We start from the raw sequence: 19,012 nt of genomic DNA, 5'->3' as shown, positions 1-19,012 counted from the left end.
CGCATGAGGACAACCCCCTACACCAGCTTCGCTGGTCCCCCTCCCCCGTGCCGGGGAGGATTTTAGGTGCGGGACGCCTTGCGCAGCGCCAGCCGCACCATCGCGTCGAGACTGGCACCAGCCCCCAGTTCCTCCGCCGCCTTGCCGACCGCCGTCGCCGCTTCGGCCGGACGGAAACCGAGGTTGAGCAACGCCGACACCGCGTCACCCTCGACCCCGTCACCGCCCGCCGCAGGTGCCACCACGCCCGGACCGATGGCGATGCCGCCGACCTTGTCCTTCAACTCCATCGCGATGCGCTGCGCCAGCTTCGGCCCGACGCCATTGGCGCGAGCGATGCTCGCCTTGTCGCCGCGCGCGATCGCGGTGCGGACTTCCTCGGGTGCCAGCGTCGACAGGATGCCCAGCGCGACGCGCGCGCCGACGCCTTGCACCCCGGTCAGCAGCCGGAACCAGTCGCGCTCGTCGGCGCTCGCGAAGCCGACCAGCCGGATGAAATCCTCGGCGACCAGCATCTCGGTATGGATCGTCACGCTGCCGCCGACCGGCCCCAGCGCCTGCAACGTCCGCGACGACGCGCCGACCAGATAACCGACGCCGTTCACGTCGATCACCGCGTGGTCGATACCGGAAACGGACAGCGTGCCTTTGAGATGGGCGATCATGCGGGATTTCTCTCAATACGCCGTATCCCCGCGCAGGCGGGGATCCAGGGCAACAATTGACGCCGGTTCTGTGTGGCTCTGGATCCCCCGTCTGCACAGGGATACGGGCGCGGCGAGGGTCACGCCCCGATCCCCGTCGACCGCCTTGCCCTTGCCTGCGCGCTGGCAAGGTGGTGCGCATGGGTGATCGCCACCGCCAGCGCGTCGGCGGCGTCGGGACCCGACAGCTTCACGCCGGGCAGCAAATGGCCGACCATCGCCTGGATCTGCTTCTTGTCCGCGCCGCCGGTGCCGACCACCGCCTTCTTGACGATGCTCGGATGATATTCGCCAATCGGAAGCCCGGCGGTCGAAGCGGACAGCAGCACGACGCCGCGCGCCTGCCCCAGCTTCAGCGTCGATTGCGCGTTGCTGTTGCCCAGCACCTCTTCGACTGCCGCGCCATCGGGGCGTTCGGTGCGGATCACCTCGCCCAGCGCACCGAACAGCAGCGCAAGGCGGCGGGGAAGCTGCATCGACGGGTCGGTGCGGATCTGGCCGTTGGCGATGTGCGACAGGCGGTTGCCATCGGCGCGGATGATGCCCCAGCCGGTGGTGCCGAGACCGGGGTCGAGACCGAGGATCAGCATGAAAAACTCCTCCCCGCCTGCGGGGAGGGGGACCGCCGCGAAGCGGTGGTGGAGGGGGATGGCCACCCAGCGCAGCGTCTGCGGAAGCCCCCCTCCACCAGCTTTGCTGGTCCCCCTCCCCGCGCAGCGGGGAGGAATCGCGTGGTCAACCCAGCTTCTCCATGACCTCGTCGGATACTTCGTAATTGCCCCATACGGTCTGGACGTCGTCGTCGTCGTCGAGCGCGTCGAGCAGCTTGAACAGCGTCGCCGCATCGTCCTCGCCGACCGCGACCATCGTCTGCGGCCGCCATGCGAGCTTGGCACCTTCCGCCTCGCCCAGCACCGGTTCCAGCGCCTTGGCGACTTCGTGCAGGTCGCCCACGGCCGTCCAGATTTCGTGGCCGTCCTCGCTCGACGTCACGTCCTCGGCCCCGGCTTCCAGTGCGGCTTCGAACACCTTTTCGGCGTCGCCGGCCTTGGCCGGATAGTTGATCAGGCCGACCCGGTCGAAGCCGTGGCTGACCGAACCGGCGGTGCCGAGGTTGCCGCCATTCTTCGACACGGCGGTCCGCACATTGGTCGCGGTGCGGTTCCGGTTGTCGGACAACGCCTCGATAATCAGCGAAACACCGGCCGGGCCGAAGCCTTCATAGCGGATTTCCTCGTAATTTTCGAGATCGCCCTTCGACGCCTTGTCGACCGCGCGCTGGATATTGTCCTTGGGCATCGACTGCGCCTTGGCGGCGTTGATCGCCGCGCGCAGGCGCGGGTTCATGTCGGGATCGGGCAGGCCCATCTTCGCCGCGACGGTGATTTCGCGGCTGAGCTTGCTGAACATGCCCGACCGCTTCTTATCCTGCGCACCCTTGCGGTGCATGATATTCTTGAATTTGCTATGGCCTGCCATCGGTGCCTCTTTATGTTCTGTGTCCGCTCTTAGGCGGACGGCGCGGTTCGCGCCAGCGCGTCGATCTTCGCCTCCAGCGCCGCCAGCCGGTCGATCACGTCGACGTCCAGCTTGGCATGCAGCGCGAGGATGTCGATCTCGGCGCGCAGGTTGGTTTCATAGTCGAGCCGCGCCGCCAGCCGGTCCTTTTCCGACTGCCGGTTCTGGCTCATCATGATGACCGGTGCCTGGATCGCGGCCAGCGTCGACAGCATCAGGTTCAGGAAGATGTAGGGGTACGGATCGAACGCCAGCCCGAAATGCGACAGCACGTCGGAATTGAGCAGCATCCACCCGAGCAGCACCGCTGTGAAGGCGATGATGAACCCCCACGACCCGCCGACCGCCGCCACCCGGTCCGCCAGCCGGTCGCCGACCGTCGAGCGCAGGTCCGATTCGTCGGCCGCATCGCGCGAGATCGGCGCGCCGCGTTCGATCGCGGACAGGACATGGGCTTCTTCTTCGCCATGCGGATCGCCATGCCCCTTGAGCAGGCGCGTCGCGAAGTGAAAGACGCTGGCCATGTCGCTGCCCCCTTGTCCGGCGTTCAGATACCGAGTGCCTGCTTGTAGGTTTCGAGCAGCATGTCCGCTTCGTCGCGGTGATGCTTTTCCATCCGGCGCAGGCTGATGATCTTGCGCATCGTCTTCACGTCGAACCCGGTCGACTTGGCTTCGCCATAGACATCCTTGATGTCGTCGCTGATGCCCTTCTTTTCTTCTTCCAGCCGTTCGATACGTTCGATCAGCAGGCGGAGCTGTTCCGCCGAAACATTGTCGGTCATGCGGTCCTCGAATTTCACGCGAATAGGGAACGGGCGCGCCTAGCCGATCCGTGCCCGGGCCTCAACCGATCAGCTTGGGTTCGGTCATCGCCGGCGGATCGCTGGCCGGGAAACTGTCGTCCAGCGCCTCGTCGAGCGCGGCCTCGGTCCGGTTCCGCGCGACGCTTTCCTCCATCTTCGCGATCTGGTCCGGCGTGGCGGGAAGCTGGTGCGTCACCTTCCACCGGGCATAGGGCATGCCGTACACTGCCTCGCGTCCTTCCTCCTTCGACACGCCCGCCGCTTCGCCCAGCCAGTCGCCAAGGCAGTTGCGGCAGAAACCGGCCAGTCCCATCAGGTCGACATTCTGCGCGTCGGTGCGATGTTGCAGGTGACGCACCAGACGGCGGAATGCCGCGGCCTGTGCCTGTTCGCTCATTGAATCGATTGTTGCCACGACATTGGCCTCCAAGGTTGATCGTTTGTGAATAAGGGCTAGAGGCAGGCGCGCAACGCCCGGAGAGTGATTATGACCAAGGCCATTAGCCCCCGTTCGCGCAAGGTTCGCGTTCTCGCCACGCTCGGTCCCGCCAGCAACACGCCGGAAATGATCGCGAAATTGTATGAAGCCGGTGCCGATGCCTTCCGGGTGAACATGAGCCATGGCGACCAGCAGTCGAAAATCGCGGTGATCGAGGCGATTCGCGGACTGGAACGCCAATATGGCCGCCCGACCACGATCCTCGCCGATCTTCAGGGACCCAAGCTGCGCGTCGGCCGCTTCGCGGAGGGCAAAGTGATGCTGGAAACCGGGCAGCGTTTCACGCTCGACCGGTCGAACGAGCCCGGCGATGCGACCCGCGTCGAATTGCCGCATCAGGAAATCTTTGCCGCGATCGCGCGCGATGCCCGCCTGCTGCTGGACGACGGCAAGCTGGTGCTGCGCGTGCTCGACCATGACGATCAGAAGATCGTGACCGAGGTCGTGGTCGGCGGCGCGCTGTCCAATTCGAAGGGGCTGAACGTCCCCGACGTGGTGCTGCCGATGGCGGCGCTGACGCCCAAGGATATTTCCGACCTGCACTTCGCCGTCGAACAGGGCGTCGACTGGATCGCGCTGTCGTTCGTGCAGCGACCGGAGGATCTGGCCGAGGCGCGCAAGCTGATCCAGGGAAAGGCGGCGCTGCTCGCCAAGATCGAAAAGCCCTCGGCCGTCGCCCGACTGGAGGAGATCGTCGAGCAGTGCGACGGCGTGATGGTCGCTCGCGGCGATCTGGGCGTCGAATTGCCGCCGCAATCGGTGCCGCCGCTGCAGAAGCGCATCGTCGAGACCGCTCGCCGCCTCGGCCGCCCGGTGGTCGTTGCGACGCAGATGCTCGAATCGATGATTACCTCGCCCTCGCCGACCCGCGCGGAAGTGTCCGACGTCGCCACCGCCGTCTATGACGGTGCCGACGCGATCATGCTGTCGGCGGAAAGTGCGGCGGGCAGCTGGCCGGTCGAATCGGTCACGATGATGAACGACATCTCGCACGCCGTCGAACGCGACCCGGCGCATGGCGACCGCGTCCACTTCACCGTGCTGCGTCCCGATCCGACCACCGCCGACGCGCTGGCCGAAGCTGCCAAGAACATTGCGGCGACGGTCGATGCGAAGGCGATCCTGTGCTTCACCAAATCGGGGTCGACCGCGCGCCGGATCGCGCGCGAGCGTCCGGCGGTGCCGATCATGGTGCTGACCCCGCAGATCGATACCGCACGCCGGCTGGGACTGTTGTGGGGTGTCCACGCCGTCCATACACGCGACGTCGCGTCGTTCGAGGAAATGGTGGCAAAGGCCAAGCGCATGGTGCTGCGCCACAATATCGCCGGTGCCGGCGACCGCGTCGTCGTCTGCGCGGGCGTGCCGTTCGGGACGCCGGGGTCGACCAACGTGCTGCACGTCGTGCAGATCGTCGGCGACGAATTGAAGAACTACAAGAAAGACGAGGCGTAACGCCCTAGCTCCTCCCCGGCACGGGGAGGGGGACCAGCGAAGCTGGTGGAGGGGGATCTCAGCGCACGAACCGCTCGTGAAGCGTCCCCTCCGCCATCGCCTTTCGCGACGCCCCCCTGCCGCGGCGGAGTCTACGCCTCTTCTACCCGCACATCGACGTCGAGCACTTCCTCGCCCGCGCCCATCCGCACGCCCGCAATCGGCGCGGCCGCAGCGGCGTCGAGCGCCACCGCGACGCGGATATGGTCGAGGCCCGACCGGCCACCCACTGCCGGGTCGAACGCATACCAGCCATCCGCGACGAACGCCTCCGCCCAGGCGTGCGGGGCGGCGGTACGGCGCGCGTCATCGCCTGACAGGCTGTACCCCGACACATAGCGCGCCGGAACGCCCTGCGCGCGGGCAGCGGCGACGAAGATCTGCGCCATGTCGCGCGGCGACAGCCGGTCGTCCGCCGTCGCGTCGAGCGCGCTGCGAATCGTCGGCGTGGGTCGCCGGTCGAGCGGCCAGCGCGCGTGGATCGCCGCCGCCAGCGCCGTCATCGCCGCCAGATCATTGCCCGTCGCCAGCGCGGCGATCGCATCGTCGGCGATCGTCAGCGGCGTCGTCCGCAGGAACAGATCGGGTGGAAACGGTTCGTCGGTGCCCTCGATCGGCCCCTCGCTCTCGCTCAACAGCGCTTCGCCGGTGACGATCAGGTTCAGCGTCTCGACCGGCCCCTCGGCATACAACATGCGCGTCCGGTTGCCGTAGCCGTCGATGCTCTCGCGCAGCCGCGCGTCGCAGTCGACGTCGATCCGCCAGTTCACCACCGTCTGCTGACTGGTATCGCCGGGAAACAGGCGCAGCAGCTGGACGACGCGCGCCTGCGGTTCGCTGAAGCGATACTGCGTTTCGTGTTGGACCGACAGCCGCATCAGATGAAGCGGAACTGGCGGGCGATCGCGGCGTCGAGCATCGCATTCTCCCGGATGAAAGCGGTCAGATATTCGTGGAGGCCGTTGACGATGACCTCATGCGCGCGGGTCTTCTGCATCCGCGCCAGCCGGGCACGCGCCATGCGATCGGCCTCACCCTGAAAGCCGGTGCGCTTGCCGAGCATGTTGAGCATCTCGACCGTTTCATCGACGCACGCCGCCAGACTGCGCGGCACCTCGCCCCGCGACAGCAACAGCTCGATGACGCTCGCCGGCTTCAACCCGTCGCTGTAGAGCCAGCGATAGGCGGTGACCGCCGATACGGTCTGCAGGATCGTCGTCCATTGATCGCGGTCGATCGCACCGCCGATCCGCTCCCCCTCGGGCAGCAGCAGATGATATTTGACGTCGATCAGCCGCGCGGTGTTGTCCGCCCGCTCGATCGCCGCGCCCAGCTGGACGAACCACGTCGCCTCGTTCTTCATCATGCGCTGTACCGCGCCTTCGAAGCCCCGCGCCTCGGCCTTGATCGCCTCGACCAGGTCGAGAATGTCCTCGCCCTCCTCGCCCCGCGGCGCGTTGAAGACGATCCATGCGCGATTGATCGCGGTCCATGCGTCGCGGGTCAGCGCGGTGCGCACCGCCTTCGCATTGTTGCGCGCGGCGTCGAGGCACCACAGGATCGACCCCGGATGGCTGCGGTCATGGGTCAGGAACTGCGCGACCGTCGCCTGCCCCACCGGCTGGTCCGTCGCGGCGAAACTGTCCTCGGTATAGCTGACCGCCAGCGCGCTGGCCCATGCCGCATCGCCCGCCGGGCGCGACGACAGTGCGTCGAGCCGCACCGTCGCCTCGACCAGCCGGGCGAGGAAATCGGCGCGTTCGACATAGCGGCCCAGCCAGTAGAGCGAGGCAGCCGTGCGGGAAAGCATCGCCATGTCAGCGTCCCCCCTGCGACTGGGTCATGCCGCCCATCGTCTGCGACTGCATGGGCGGATCGTCCATCAGCACGAAACTGTCCTTGGTCCCGCCGCCCTGGCTCGAATTGACGACCAGCGACCCTTCCTTCAGCGCGACGCGGGTCAGGCCGCCCGGTACGACCTGTATCTTGTCGGCACCGGTCAGCACGAACGGACGGAAATCGACATGGCGGGGTGCCAGCCCCGTATCGGTCAGCGTCGGCACCGTCGACAGCGCCAGCGTCGGCTGCGCGATGTAGCGTTGCGGCTCGGCGATCAGCGCGCGGCGGAAATCCTCGATCTCCGCTTTCGACGCGGTCGGCCCGACCAGCATGCCATAGCCGCCGGAGCCATCGACCAGTTTCACCACCACTTCGTCCAGATGATCGAGGACATATTTCAGCGCGTCGGGCTCACGGCAGCGCCACGTCTCGACATTGGGGAGCAGCGGCTCGCTCTCCGCATAGAATTTCACGATCTCGGGCATGTAGCTGTAGATCGCCTTGTCATCGGCAATGCCGTTGCCCGGCGCGTTGACCAGCGCGACGTTGCCCGCGCGATAGGCGGCGATCAGCCCCGGTACGCCCAACAGCGAATCGGGGCGGAACACGACGGGGTCGATGAAGTCGTCGTCGATCCGGCGATAGATCACGTCGACCCGGACCCGGCCGGCAATGGTCTGCATCCACACCACATCGCCGTCGACGACCAGATCGGCCGGCTCGACCAGTTCGATTCCCATCGAATCGGCGAGGAAACTATGTTCGTAATAGGCCGAATTGAAATGCCCCGGCGTCAGCACGACGCAATTGGGATGGGCACCGGCACCCGGCGGTGCGACCGACCGCATCGTTTCGAGCAGCAGGTCGGGATAGCTGTCGACCGCCGCCACCCGGAAATTGCGGAACAGTTCGGGGCACAGCCGGATCATCGCCTCGCGATTCTCCAGCATGTACGACACACCCGATGGCGTACGGGCATTGTCCTCCAGCACGAAGAATTCGTCCGGCCCGGTCCGCACCAGATCGATGCCGCAAATATGCGCCCACACCCCGTGCGGCGGCCGGATGCCGGCGATTTCAGGACGGAATTGTGCGTTGCCGAAGATCAGGTCGGCGGGCAGCACGCCTGCTTTCAGGATACGGCGTTCGCCATAGATATCGTCGAGGAACGCGTTGATCGCCTGCGTCCGCTGGATCAGCCCCTTGGACAGGCGGGTCCACTCGTCGGCCTTGAACACGCGCGGCACGATGTCGAACGGGATGATCCGCTCCGCCGCCTCGCTCTCGCCATAGACGGCAAAGGTGATGCCGAGCTGGCGGAAGGTCGCCTCGGCCGATTGCAGACGTCGTTTCAACTCGTGCGGCGGCACCTCGCGCATCCACCGCGCCAGTGCCGCAAGGTCGGTGCGCGGATTGTCCGGCCCACCATGTCCCCAGATCTCGTCGAATGCTTGCCCCATTCGTCCCCCAACGCCGCCTGCCGCTAATTTCTCCCTATGCTGCGTTGCGAAGCGCGCGCTGGCAAGCGCGTTCGGGGTCAGGCGACGAGATCGGTGAGCGTCGCCGGCGTAAGTACCTGCGGCAGAACCCGGGCATCGCCGCTGCCCGGCGCATAATATAGATAGAGCGGCACCCCGGCGCGGTTATGCGCCTCGATGAAACGGCCCAGCACCGGGTCGCCATCGGTCCAGTCGCCGACCAGCACCTTCACCCCGCCCTTGCCGAACGCATCGGCGACCGCCCGAGTCTCGATCGCGGCACGTTCGTTGACCTTGCACGTCAGGCACCAGTCGGCGGTGAAATAGGCGAAGACCGGCTTGCCCTCGGCGCGCAGTGCCGCCAGCCGCGCTTCGCTGAACGGTTCGGCCCCGGCGATGCCGGTCGGCGCGGCTCCGGCGGGCGGCGCGCGGTCGACCAGCATCGCCGAACCGATCGCCAGCACCAGCGCCGCCAGCCCCGGCCACCATGGCCGATCGCGCCCGCGCAACTGCCGCCGGCCGGTCCACCACAGGCCGAGCGCCGCCACCAGCAGCGCGGCCAGTCCCATCGCCATCCCGTCGACGCCCGCCTGCCGCCCCAATATCCATGCGAGCGCCAGCGCGGTCAGGAACATCGGCACCGACAGGCATTTGCGGAACACGTCCATCCACGCGCCCGGTCGCGGTAGGCGACGGCGCAGCGCAGGCACGAAGCCGAGCAGCAGGAACGGCAGCGCCAGCCCGAAGCCCAGCCCGGCGAACACCGCCATCGCCGCGACCGGCGGCAGGACCAGCGCCGATCCCAGCGCCGCGCCCATGAACGGCCCGGTACACGGCGTCGCGACGAACGCGGCCAGCGCCCCGGTCGCGAACGCCCCGCCCCGCCCGCTGCGCGCGCCCACCTGCGGCGTCGGCAGTTCGAACAGCCCTGCAAGGTTCAGCGCAATGCCGCCGGTCAGCACCAGCAACAGCAGCACGACCCGCGGATCGGTCAGCTGAAACGCCCAGCCCGCCGCCACCCCCGCCGCGCGGATCGCCAGCAGCGCACCGCCGAGCAGCAGGCACATCGCCACCGCACCGGCGGTGTACGCCACCCCCTCCGCGCGCGCATGGGCCGCCGACTCGCCCGATCGGGCAAGGCTCAACGCCTTCAGGCTCAGGATCGGAAAGACGCACGGCATGATGTTGAGCAGCAACCCGCCCAGCAGCGCCCCGGCAAACGCGATCAGCGCGGCGCGGACCGGTGCCGGTTCGGCGGGCGCGGCGACGACTCCCGGTGTCGCGCGAATGGCGAACCCCTGACCTTGTCCAGTCGCCAGCACGCCTTCGAGGACCGCCGGACGCCCGGTGCCCTTCGTCGCGACGACGATCGCGTCGCCGTCGCGCCGGATCGTCTGCGGCGCATCGTACTCGACGGCATTTTCGGTCAGCGGAAAGAAATAGGCGTTGCCGATCGCGACATCGGCCGGGAACGGCACGCGCAACCGCAGCTGCTCGCCGGGCTGGAACACGGCCGGCGATCCGATCGGTCTGGGAAGGGCACGCCGCCAGCCATCGAATGCCGCGCGCCGTGCCGGATCGATCGCACCGTCACCGACGGTCAGATCGGCGGTCAGCACCGCCTTTTCCGGCACGCAGATTTCCCGAGTGCAGACCAGATAATCGATCGCGAGCCGGATCGGCAGCCTCGTACCGACGGCCAGTCCCGCCGGCACCCGCAACTCGGTCAGCAACGTCCACGGGCGTTCATAGACATAGTTCATGATGCCCGCGACGGTCAGCCGTTCGGGCACCGGATAGCGGAGGTCGCCGACGCTCGCACCGGCCGGCAACGTCCAGTGGAGCCGGGGCTGGGTCCCTACCGCACCCGGATTCTGCCAATAGCCGTGCCAGCCGGCATCGGGCACCGACACCAGCGCGATCGCGACGCGCGATCCGGCAGCGGGCGCGTCGCTTTCGGCGACGATCCGCATCTGCACGTGCCGCTGCCCCGGAACCTGCGCCGCCGCCGGCCCGCTACCCAGCAACAGCGCCAGCAGCCCGGTGAGCAACAAGGCGATTCGACCCGATACTATTCTTGCTGCTGTCATGGTCGGGGAGTAGCGGAGTTCGAGGACGGATGCACCGTCCGCGGAGTACCCGATGCGCCTCGTTTCCCTTGCCGCGCTGTTGCTGGCAACCGCTACCCCCGCGCTGGCGCAGACCGCCGCGCCCGCCGCCGCCGATCCGGCCCCGCCGACCTATCCGGCGACCCCGCCCCGGCTGATCGTCGCGATCTCGGTCGATCAATTCTCGGCCGATCTGTTCGCCGAATATCGCGGTCGCTTCACCGGCGGTTTCGCCCGGTTGATGCAGGGGGTGGTATTCCCGTCGGGATATCAGAGCCATGCCGCGACCGAGACCTGTCCCGGCCATTCGACGATCCTCACCGGATCGCGTCCGTCGCGCACCGGCATCATCGCCAACGACTGGATCGACCAGCGCAGCAACACCCGTCCGGGGTTCAAGGTCTATTGCGCGGAAGACGAACGCGTCTCCGGGTCGACCTTCGACAACTATACGGTGTCCGACGCCCACCTGATGGTGCCGACGCTCGGCGAACGGATGAAGGCCGCCGATCCCCGCACCCGCGTCGTGTCGGTCGCGGGCAAGGACCGCGCGGCGGTGATGATGGGCGGCCACAAGGTCGACGAACTCTGGTGGTTCGGCAAGGACGGCTTCGTCAGCTATGCCGGCCGGGCAATGCCGCCGGTCGTGGCCCGAGCCAACGCCGCCGTCGCCACGCGGATCGCGACCGCGCAGCCGGCGATGACGCTACCCACCTTCTGCCAGCCGCTGGCACGCGCGGTACGGGTCGGTGACAAGACCATCGGCACCGGCCGGTTCGAACGCGCGGCGGGCGATATCGCCAATTTCCGGCGGTCGCCCGAATATGACGCGGCGGTGCTGGCACTTGCCGCCGGGCTGATCCAGGACATGAAACTGGGTCAGGGTCCGCAGACCGACATCATCTCGATCGGCGCGTCGGCCACCGACTATGTCGGCCATGGCTATGGCACCGAGGGCAGCGAGATGTGCCTGCAACTGACCTCGCTCGACCAGAGCCTCGGCGAATTCTTCCGCGTGGTCGACGCGACCGGCGTCGATTATCAGGTCGTGCTGACCGCCGATCATGGCGGCAGCGATGCCAGCGAACGGCTGGCGCATCACGCCGTACCCGACGCGGTGCGCCTCGACGGCGACTTGACCGTCGACCGCATCGGCAAGGCCATCGGCGATAGGCTGAAGATCGCCGGTCCGGTGCTGTTCGGCGGGGTGAACGGCGATGTCTGGTACGACATCAAACTGACGGCGGCGCAGAAGGTCGCGGTCGAACGCGAAGCGATCGCGATGTTCTCCGCCCATCCGCAGACGCAGGCGGTGTTCACCCGCGCGCAGATCCTCGCGACGACGGTGCCGAACACGCCGCCCGAAACATGGTCGCTGATCGAACGGGCGCGCGCATCCTATTATCCGGCGCGCTCGGGCGATCTGCTGGTCGCGATGAAGCCGCGCGTGCTGACCGTCCCGCATCCGGTCGCCGGCACCTCCGTCGCCACGCATGGCAGCTTCTGGGACTATGACCGCCGCGTGCCGATCCTGTTCTGGCGAAAGGGTCAGGGCGGGTTCGAGGAGCCGTTCGGCGTCGAAACCGTCGACATCCTGCCGACGCTGGCCGCGACGATCCGCCTGCCGGTACCCAAAAACGAGATCGACGGCCGCTGCCTCGACCTCGATCCGGGCGAAGGAACGACCTGCCGGTAATCGGCCGGCATCGGAGGACCATCCGTCGGGGACGATACCCGACGGATGCTTCGATCAGGGCAGCGTCACCGACGCCGTCGCTGCCGACGACGGATCGAGCCGGTCCTGCAACGACTGGACGATCGCCGCCGCCGTCCGCTGTACCCGGCCGTCGAACGCCTTGCGGCCATTGACGACCACCCGCACCCGCTGGTCGAGATTCAGCAACCGGTCGGACAGGCGGACGACGGTTCCGGTCGGGACGCTGCCGGTCAGGGTGATCGTCTGTCCCTTTGCCACGGCCTCGATCCGATCACCCGCCTTCGCCGCCGCCGCATTCGGAATGCGAAGCCAGTAGAAGCGGTCGTGCGTGACATCGTCCTGCACCCACACGATCCGGTTCGGCCACGGATTGCGGGTGAACTGCGCCATCCACGGCAGCGCCTCCGCATCTTTCCGCTTCATCCAGTGCGGCAGTCCCGGATAGATGCGCGTCATCGACACATAACCGCCCGGATCGGCGGCATGGAGCCGTTCCAGCTCCGTCCCGCGCTCGGCGGCGATCCGGTTGCGATCATAGGCGCTGTCCGCCCCACCCATGAAGATCGCGAACGGCAGGTTGCGGAGCGACGCGACCCCCGCCTCGTTCGGATGCCCCGCCATCATCGCCGCTGCCGCGAAGCGATCGGCCATGCGCGGTGCCAGCTGCCACACGCCATCGCCCCCCGCCGAATAGCCCATCAGATAGACGCGATCGGGATCGACTCCGTTGATCGCGACCTGCGCATCGATCAGTTGCTGGAACAGCGGGTCGATCTGCGGCTCATGCCACAAATTCCACGTATCGGTCGGCGCTCGCGGCGCGAGATAGATGCCCTCCGCCGGTTGATACAGGCCGATCTGGTTGCGCCACTGCTGATCGTTGACCGCCGGTGGCGCGTTGCCACCGCCGTGCATCGATATCCACAGGCTGCGCTTGCCGAACGGCGCGTTGCCGAACGCGTTACTTTCCCAGCGCAGCATCCGCTCACCAATCCTGATCGCCTTCGCCTCCACCGCTGCCTTGGCCGAAGCGGCCACTTCCCGCGCCCGGGCCGCCGCGATCAGGTCGATCGCCGTCTCCGCTTCGCGTCGCGACAGCGGCCGCTGCAACGCGGGCGCGTCCGCGCTCCGCTTGCCCGCACCGGTGAGCCAGTCGGACAGCGCGTTCAACGACTGGGCCGGCGGCGATTCGGCGGAAGCCGCGACCGGTGCGGTGACGAAGAGCAACGGAGCGAGCAGAAAATGTATACGCATGCGCCATACCTATTGGCTATCGGACCGAAGTCGAGGCGAAAGCATCGTCGAACGTGCCCAGACGGTGCCAGCGGTCACCGCCGTTCGAACGTGCGCACCCCCGGTCCCAGGCGGTTTGCACCGACCGCGACGCCGTCGCCGGTATAGTCGGCGACGAACGCCGGGCTCTTCGTCATCCCCGGGGCCAGTCGCGCGTCATTCTCCTCGACGCGCAAGCCATTGGCCGGAAATGTCCGCTTTTCCGCCCCCACGACGATGAAGCCGGTCCAATTCTCCTTCGCGTTGCCCTGCACGAAGGTGTTCCGCGCGATCAGCCCGGTGGTGCCTTCGGGCAGGTCGATCATATAGTTGGTCTTGGAGCCGCGGCTGTCGTCGAAGCTCGAATCGACGATATCGATGCGCGGCGCACGGATCTTGACATAATGGCCGCCGGTGCCGCGTTCGAAGCGCGATCGCCGGATCGTGATCAAGCCGTTGTTGCTCAGATAGACCGAATGCGAACAATCGACCGTCTCGTCGCATTGCCCCAACCCGGCAAAGGTCGCCCGATCGATCACGATCCGTTGCTGGCCATCGGGATTGCCGCCGAGTATTCCTTCCTGACTGTCGAGGAAGGTCGAGTTGGTGACCGTCAAGTCGCCGATCTCGGTCCGAATACCTGCACCATTGCCATCGGGCACGCGAATGCCGCGAAAGATGATGCCGTCGATTGTCGACCGCCGCCCGCGCAGGACGAACGTCGCCTTCCCCTCGCACGCGCCGCCGTCGAAGATCACGGTGCCCGGCACGCGCGCGCGATAGGTGATGTCGCCACCGGTCTGAACGGTGCAGTCGCGATAGGTGCCCGGTGCGATCAGGATCGTCGCCGTGTCGTCGCGCACCGCCGTCACCGCAGCATCGATCGTCGGATAGCCGACACCGGTCTGCTCGATCACGAACGGCGCGGCGCGCTCCTGCGCCGGCAGCGACGCGGCGGCTAGCAGCAGGAGCAGGGGCGATACGATAGGAGCGTTCATCGGTTGGGCCTCGACAATATCGGCCCCGACATGCGCCGCCGCGGCGGTAGACGGAAGTGCTAAATCAGCACTGTCGCCATCCCGCCGCAACCCGCGATCAGACGTTCAGCCGCGCGCGCATTTCCTTGCCGGGCTTGAAATAGGGCACGCGTTTCGCATCGACTTCGACGGCTTCGCCGGTGCGCGGATTGCGGCCGGTGCGGGCATCGCGGGCACGGGTCGAAAAGGCACCGAAGCCGCGCAGTTCGACGCGCCCGCCGGCATGCAGCCGTTCGGTGATGGTGTCGAAAAAGATCGAGACGATCCGCTCCACATCGCGCAGTGGCAGTGTCGGATTATCCTGCGCAACCTTTTGAACCAGTTCGGATCGGATCATCTTTTCCTCGGCAATCCAGATATCTACGCCAAAATTATATCGGCTGGGCAGCGCACGCCTAACCTGAATTTATTTGCCGCCACAATCCGCCTTTCGAATGAACGAAAAACGGGGCGCTCCGCTTTGGAGCACCCCGTCGATCGTCCTGTACAGGAAGGAGAAGCTTACTTCTGCTCGCCGCGAGCCTTCAGCGCTTCGCCGAGGATGTCGCCAAGCGACGCACCCGAGTCCGACGAGCCGTACTGTGCAACGGCCTGCTTCTCCTCGGCGATCTGCATCGCCTTGATCGAGAAGGTCGGCTTCTTCGAACGATCGAAGCCGGTGACCATCGCGTCGAACTTCTGGCCGACCTGGAAACGCTCCGGACGCTGTTCGTCGCGGTCGCGGCCGAGATCGGTGCGCTTGATGAAGCCGGTCGCGCCATCGTCGCCCTGCTGCACTTCGAGGCCCGCATCGCGGACTTCGAGCACGGTCACGGTCACGATCGCGCTCTTGTTCAGACGGTCGCCCGCCTGCGCCGCGACCGGGCCGCCACGCTCAAGCTGCTTCATGCCGAGCGAGATACGCTCCTTGTCGGGCTCGATCGCGAGCACAACGGCCTGAACCGTCTCGCCCTTGCGATGCAGGTTCAGCGCGTCTTCGCCCGAAATGCCCCATGCGATGTCCGACATGTGAACCATGCCGTCGACGTCGCCGTCCAGACCGATGAACAGGCCGAATTCGGTCGCGTTCTTGACTTCGCCCTCGACGGTCGAGCCGACGGGGTGATCTTCCGCGAACTTCTCCCACGGATTGGCCTGTGCCTGCTTGAGGCCCAGCGAGATGCGGCGCTTGTCCTGATCGACCTCGAGGACGATCACATCGACTTCCTGCGAGGTCGACACGATCTTGCCCGGATGAACGTTCTTCTTGGTCCAGCTCATTTCCGACACGTGGACCAGACCTTCGATGCCCGGCTCCAGTTCGACGAACGCACCATATTCGGTGATGTTCGTGACGCGGCCCGACAGCTTCGCGCCGACCGGATACTTGGCACCGGCACCATCCCACGGATCGCTCTCAAGCTGCTTCATGCCGAGCGAGATGCGCTGCGTGTCGCGGTTGATGCGGATGATCTGAACCTTGACGGTGTCGCCGATGTTCAGGACTTCCGACGGGTGACCGACGCGCTTGTACGACAGGTCGGTGACGTGCAGCAGGCCGTCGATACCGCCGAGGTCGACGAACGCACCGTAATCGGTGATGTTCTTGACGACGCCGTCGATGACCTGACCTTCGGCCAGGCTCTGGATCAGGCCCGAACGCTGCTCGGCGCGGGTTTCTTCCAGCACCGCGCGACGCGACACGACGATGTTGCCGCGCTTGCGGTCCATCTTCAGGATCTGGAACGGCTGCGGAATGTCCATCAGCGGCGTGACGTCGCGCACCGGACGGATATCGACCTGCGAACCCGGCAGGAACGCCACGGCACCCGACAGGTCGACGGTGAAGCCGCCCTTGACGCGACCGAAGATGACGCCCTCGACGCGGGCGGTCTTGGCGAATTCGGTTTCCAGCTTGTCCCACGCGGCTTCGCGACGGGCGCGGTCGCGGCTCAGCATCGCTTCGCCGTTCGAATTCTCGACGCGGTCGACATAGACTTCGACTTCGTCACCGACCTTCAGATCGGCCTTCTGGCCCGGCGCGGCGAATTCACGCAGCGGCACGCGGCCTTCCGACTTCAGACCGACGTCGATGACGGCGAGGTCGTTTTCGATCCCGGTGACGGTGCCGATGACAACGCGGCCCTCGAAGCTTTCCGAGGCACCGAACATGTCGTCGAGCATCGACGCGAAATCGTCACGGGTGGGATTTGCCATGCTGGCCATATAAATCTTGGTTCCTGATCGTACTATTTTCCGGCCGGCCGGTTGAATCCGGCGGTCTTTGACCGGGAGTGCCCCGTGCGCCGAATGCGACACGCGGCATCCGGCGACCATGTCGTCACGAAAGGCATGACCCGGCTATGCGGAAAGGGCGCGTACGCCCGGCCTTCGCGAGTCTGTGCTCGTCGAACCGGCGCGCCTTACGCCTTTTGGCGGTAGCGCGCAACGGTTGGTGGGTCGCAGCGGCGGGTGAAGGAAGGATTGATTCACGCGAAGGCGCGAAGACGCGGAGCAGAAGTGAGAAGGTTAGATTTCGCGCAGAGGCGCGGAGGCGCAGAGGAGGTTGCGTGCTGGACGCTGATGATTGTTCGGCGCAGCCTTTCCATATCGCTGCAATTATCAATGACGGCCGCTGGTGCGGCAGAACGTCGCCTTAATCGCAACCTCTCTGCGCCTCCGCGCCTCTGCGCGAAATCTACCTTCTCCCCCTTACCGTCCCGCCTCCGCGCCTTCGCGTGAAACCAGGCTCAGCTCCGCCGCGCACCCGGTCGATAAGGCTTGGCCGAATGCCGCGGCGGTGCGCTGTTCGTGCGGCGCTGAGGGGCTGCCGGCGGGCCTGCCATCTGTTCGAACATTAGATCGTCGTCGGGTGTCGCCGTCCGCTTGACCGATGCGACGAACTTGCCGGCGATCGCCTTGGGAATTTCGAACGCCGATTCGTCGTTACCGATGCGGATCGCACCGATCTCGCTTTTGGTGATGTGACCGCGACGGCACAGCAGCGGCAACAACCAGCGCGGATCGGCATTGTGGCGACGGCCGACATTCATGCGGAACCACACGGTATCCTCGAAGCCCGGACGCGGCCCTTCCGGACGCTCGCGCCGCTCGGGCACCCCGCCCGCCGACAATTCCTCGGGCGCGGGCAGCTTGGCACGATAGGCGCGAACCAGCAACGCCGCGATATCCTCGGGCGACTTCTCGCTCAGCAACCGCGCGCCCAGTTCAACATCGGCCTCGTCGAATTCGACCGGCTCGGCCAGCTTGGCGAGCAGACGCTCGCGATCGGCGGCATGAATCTCCTCGGGCGTCGGTACGCCGATCCATTCGGCGTTGATCTTGGCATCGCGCAACAGCCCTTCGACCCGGCGACGGCGCTGGAACGGCACGATCAGCGCGGCGATCCCCTTCTTGCCCGCGCGACCGGTCCGGCCCGAGCGGTGCTGCAACGCCTCGGCATCGCGCGGCAATTCGACATGGACGACCAGGCTCAGCGACGGCAGATCGATCCCGCGCGCGGCGACGTCGGTCGCGACACAGACACGGGCGCGGCGGTCGCGGAGCGCCTGCAACGCATGGTTGCGCTCCGACTGCGAATGCTCGCCCGACAGCGCCACCGCATCGAAGCCGCGCTCGACCAGATTGGCGTGCAGATGTCGTACCGCTTCACGCGTCGCGCAGAACAGGAAGGCGGTGTCCGGTTCGTGCAGGCGCAGCAGGTTGACGACCGCATTCTCGATATCGTTCGGGGCGACGGTCATCGCCTGATAGCTGATGTCGCCATGGCCCCGCTCCGCCTCGCGCGTGTCGATGCGGAACGCGTCCTTCTGGTACCGCTTGGCCAGCGCAACGATCGGCTTGGCCAGCGTCGCCGAGAACAGCATCGTGCGGCGTTCGGCGGGCGTGCGGTCGAGAATCCCTTCGAGATCCTCGCGAAAGCCCATGTCGAGCATCTCGTCAGCTTCATCGAGAATCGCGACCTTCAGGCTCGACAGGTCGAGCGCCCCGCGTTCGATATGATCGCGCAACCGGCCCGGCGTCCCCACGACGATATGCGTGCCGTGGCTCAGGTTGCGGCGTTCGCGCGCCGCGTCCATGCCGCCGACGCACGACACGATGCGCGCGCCGTTCTCGCCATACAGCCACTGCAATTCGCGCGCGACCTGCAACGCGAGTTCGCGGGTCGGGGCGATGGCCAGCGCGAGCGGCGCGCCGGCGCGCGGCATCTTTTCGTCGGCGTCGAGCAGGTCGCGCGCCATGGCAAGGCCGAAGGCAACGGTCTTGCCCGATCCGGTCTGGGCGGACACGAGCAGGTCGCGTCCCTCGGCTTCGGGGGTCAGGACGGCCGCCTGCACGGCGGTCGGGGCTTCATAGCCGCGCGCGGAAAGGGCCGCAGCTAACGGATCGGGCAACGTCGAAAAAGGCATAATGCGCCAAATGGCCCCAAATTGCGGCCACTACAAGGCCAAGACGGCGGCTTCACACCAATGCATGTAGCGTGACGTGCAAATTCGGGAGCGCCACCGGTTCGGTCGGGAAGCGTACGCGGGGCGTTGCCG

The 19,012-nt window shown here is 66.6% G+C and carries 17 protein-coding genes; 2 read left to right on the top strand and 15 right to left on the bottom strand.

Annotation, left to right across the window (positions count from 1 at the left end):
* Positions 1–62 precede the first annotated feature (62 nt).
* The 6 genes from ruvA to ASE50_RS00885 form a co-directional block, all read right to left on the bottom strand.
* Complete coding sequence (ruvA, locus tag ASE50_RS00910) at positions 63–665, bottom strand: Holliday junction branch migration protein RuvA (RefSeq protein ID WP_056394509.1); 603 nt, start codon at positions 663–665, stop codon at positions 63–65.
* Positions 666–784: 119 nt separating this feature from the next.
* Complete coding sequence (ruvC, locus tag ASE50_RS00905; RefSeq protein ID WP_056394506.1) at positions 785–1,294, bottom strand: crossover junction endodeoxyribonuclease RuvC; 510 nt, start codon at positions 1,292–1,294, stop codon at positions 785–787.
* Positions 1,295–1,439: 145 nt separating this feature from the next.
* Positions 1,440–2,183, bottom strand: coding sequence for a YebC/PmpR family DNA-binding transcriptional regulator (locus ASE50_RS00900; protein WP_055996177.1), 744 nt, complete (start codon positions 2,181–2,183; stop codon positions 1,440–1,442).
* Positions 2,184–2,212: 29 nt separating this feature from the next.
* Positions 2,213–2,746, bottom strand: a complete 534-nt coding sequence (locus tag ASE50_RS00895; protein WP_056394503.1) for a DUF1003 domain-containing protein — start codon at positions 2,744–2,746, stop codon at positions 2,213–2,215.
* 23 nt (positions 2,747–2,769) lie between these two features.
* A complete protein-coding gene (locus tag ASE50_RS00890) occupies positions 2,770–3,006 on the bottom strand; it encodes a DUF2312 domain-containing protein (protein WP_055997244.1) in 237 nt (78 codons plus the stop codon).
* 61 nt (positions 3,007–3,067) lie between these two features.
* Positions 3,068–3,442, bottom strand: coding sequence for a DUF1244 domain-containing protein (locus ASE50_RS00885; RefSeq protein ID WP_235512077.1), 375 nt, complete (start codon positions 3,440–3,442; stop codon positions 3,068–3,070).
* 72 nt (positions 3,443–3,514) lie between these two features.
* Here ASE50_RS00885 and pyk point away from each other — a divergent pair, with 72 nt between their 5' ends.
* On the top strand, positions 3,515–4,981 hold the full coding sequence (pyk, locus tag ASE50_RS00880) for a pyruvate kinase (RefSeq protein ID WP_056394498.1): 1,467 nt from the start codon (positions 3,515–3,517) through the stop codon (positions 4,979–4,981).
* A 131-nt stretch (positions 4,982–5,112) separates the two neighbouring features.
* On the opposite strand, the gene ASE50_RS00875 is transcribed toward pyk, so the two are convergent.
* The 4 genes from ASE50_RS00875 to ASE50_RS00860 form a co-directional block, all read right to left on the bottom strand.
* Positions 5,113–5,898 carry a transglutaminase family protein gene (locus ASE50_RS00875; protein ID WP_056394493.1) on the bottom strand — a complete coding sequence of 262 codons (786 nt, stop codon included), beginning with the start codon at positions 5,896–5,898 and terminating at the stop codon, positions 5,113–5,115.
* Positions 5,898–6,830 carry an alpha-E domain-containing protein gene (locus tag ASE50_RS00870; RefSeq protein ID WP_200909456.1) on the bottom strand — a complete coding sequence of 311 codons (933 nt, stop codon included), beginning with the start codon at positions 6,828–6,830 and terminating at the stop codon, positions 5,898–5,900. Before ASE50_RS00870 ends, ASE50_RS00875 begins: the two co-directional genes overlap by 1 nt.
* A gap of 7 nt (positions 6,831–6,837) precedes the next feature.
* Entirely contained in the window at positions 6,838–8,319 is a 1,482-nt protein-coding gene (locus tag ASE50_RS00865) for a circularly permuted type 2 ATP-grasp protein (protein ID WP_056394488.1), read from the bottom strand.
* Positions 8,320–8,396: 77 nt separating this feature from the next.
* Entirely contained in the window at positions 8,397–10,427 is a 2,031-nt protein-coding gene (locus ASE50_RS00860) for a protein-disulfide reductase DsbD family protein (protein ID WP_056394485.1), read from the bottom strand.
* Positions 10,428–10,479: 52 nt separating this feature from the next.
* Between ASE50_RS00860 and ASE50_RS00855 the strand changes: the two genes are divergently transcribed.
* Positions 10,480–12,141, top strand: a complete 1,662-nt coding sequence (locus tag ASE50_RS00855; RefSeq protein ID WP_056394482.1) for an alkaline phosphatase family protein — start codon at positions 10,480–10,482, stop codon at positions 12,139–12,141.
* A 54-nt stretch (positions 12,142–12,195) separates the two neighbouring features.
* On the opposite strand, the gene ASE50_RS00850 is transcribed toward ASE50_RS00855, so the two are convergent.
* The 5 genes from ASE50_RS00850 to ASE50_RS00830 form a co-directional block, all read right to left on the bottom strand.
* Positions 12,196–13,416, bottom strand: coding sequence for a hypothetical protein (locus tag ASE50_RS00850; RefSeq protein WP_056394479.1), 1,221 nt, complete (start codon positions 13,414–13,416; stop codon positions 12,196–12,198).
* A gap of 74 nt (positions 13,417–13,490) precedes the next feature.
* Positions 13,491–14,432 carry a hypothetical protein gene (locus ASE50_RS00845; RefSeq protein ID WP_056394476.1) on the bottom strand — a complete coding sequence of 314 codons (942 nt, stop codon included), beginning with the start codon at positions 14,430–14,432 and terminating at the stop codon, positions 13,491–13,493.
* Between the two features lie 97 nt (positions 14,433–14,529).
* Complete coding sequence (locus ASE50_RS00840; RefSeq protein WP_056394473.1) at positions 14,530–14,808, bottom strand: integration host factor subunit beta; 279 nt, start codon at positions 14,806–14,808, stop codon at positions 14,530–14,532.
* A 164-nt stretch (positions 14,809–14,972) separates the two neighbouring features.
* Positions 14,973–16,676 carry a 30S ribosomal protein S1 gene (gene rpsA, locus ASE50_RS00835; RefSeq protein ID WP_055996208.1) on the bottom strand — a complete coding sequence of 568 codons (1,704 nt, stop codon included), beginning with the start codon at positions 16,674–16,676 and terminating at the stop codon, positions 14,973–14,975.
* 524 nt (positions 16,677–17,200) lie between these two features.
* The gene (locus ASE50_RS00830) at positions 17,201–18,880 is read right to left on the bottom strand and encodes a DEAD/DEAH box helicase (protein ID WP_056394470.1); all 1,680 of its coding nucleotides are present in this window, start codon (positions 18,878–18,880) and stop codon (positions 17,201–17,203) included.
* Between the last annotated feature and the right edge of the window lie 132 nt (positions 18,881–19,012).

The organism is Sphingomonas sp. Leaf5 (assembly GCF_001421155.1).
Classification (GTDB): Bacteria; Pseudomonadota; Alphaproteobacteria; order Sphingomonadales; family Sphingomonadaceae; genus Sphingomonas.
This window is presented reverse-complemented; position numbering and strand designations above follow the sequence as displayed.

Bases quoted from the DNA above. Each gene is read 5' to 3' on its own strand.
- ruvA (WP_056394509.1), bottom strand. From the start codon at position 665: ATGATCGCCCATCTCAAAGGCACGCTGTCCGTTTCCGGTATCGACCAC.
- ruvC (WP_056394506.1), bottom strand. From the start codon at position 1,294: ATGCTGATCCTCGGTCTCGACCCCGGTCTCGGCACCACCGGCTGGGGC.
- ASE50_RS00900 (WP_055996177.1), bottom strand. From the start codon at position 2,183: ATGGCAGGCCATAGCAAATTCAAGAATATCATGCACCGCAAGGGTGCG.
- ASE50_RS00895 (WP_056394503.1), bottom strand. From the start codon at position 2,746: ATGGCCAGCGTCTTTCACTTCGCGACGCGCCTGCTCAAGGGGCATGGC.
- ASE50_RS00890 (WP_055997244.1), bottom strand. From the start codon at position 3,006: ATGACCGACAATGTTTCGGCGGAACAGCTCCGCCTGCTGATCGAACGT.
- pyk (WP_056394498.1), top strand. From the start codon at position 3,515: ATGACCAAGGCCATTAGCCCCCGTTCGCGCAAGGTTCGCGTTCTCGCC.
- ASE50_RS00875 (WP_056394493.1), bottom strand. From the start codon at position 5,898: ATGCGGCTGTCGGTCCAACACGAAACGCAGTATCGCTTCAGCGAACCG.
- ASE50_RS00870 (WP_200909456.1), bottom strand. From the start codon at position 6,830: ATGCTTTCCCGCACGGCTGCCTCGCTCTACTGGCTGGGCCGCTATGTC.
- ASE50_RS00865 (WP_056394488.1), bottom strand. From the start codon at position 8,319: ATGGGGCAAGCATTCGACGAGATCTGGGGACATGGTGGGCCGGACAAT.
- ASE50_RS00860 (WP_056394485.1), bottom strand. From the start codon at position 10,427: ATGACAGCAGCAAGAATAGTATCGGGTCGAATCGCCTTGTTGCTCACC.
- ASE50_RS00855 (WP_056394482.1), top strand. From the start codon at position 10,480: ATGCGCCTCGTTTCCCTTGCCGCGCTGTTGCTGGCAACCGCTACCCCC.
- ASE50_RS00850 (WP_056394479.1), bottom strand. From the start codon at position 13,416: ATGCGTATACATTTTCTGCTCGCTCCGTTGCTCTTCGTCACCGCACCG.
- ASE50_RS00845 (WP_056394476.1), bottom strand. From the start codon at position 14,432: ATGAACGCTCCTATCGTATCGCCCCTGCTCCTGCTGCTAGCCGCCGCG.
- ASE50_RS00840 (WP_056394473.1), bottom strand. From the start codon at position 14,808: ATGATCCGATCCGAACTGGTTCAAAAGGTTGCGCAGGATAATCCGACA.
- rpsA (WP_055996208.1), bottom strand. From the start codon at position 16,676: ATGGCCAGCATGGCAAATCCCACCCGTGACGATTTCGCGTCGATGCTC.
- ASE50_RS00830 (WP_056394470.1), bottom strand. From the start codon at position 18,880: ATGCCTTTTTCGACGTTGCCCGATCCGTTAGCTGCGGCCCTTTCCGCG.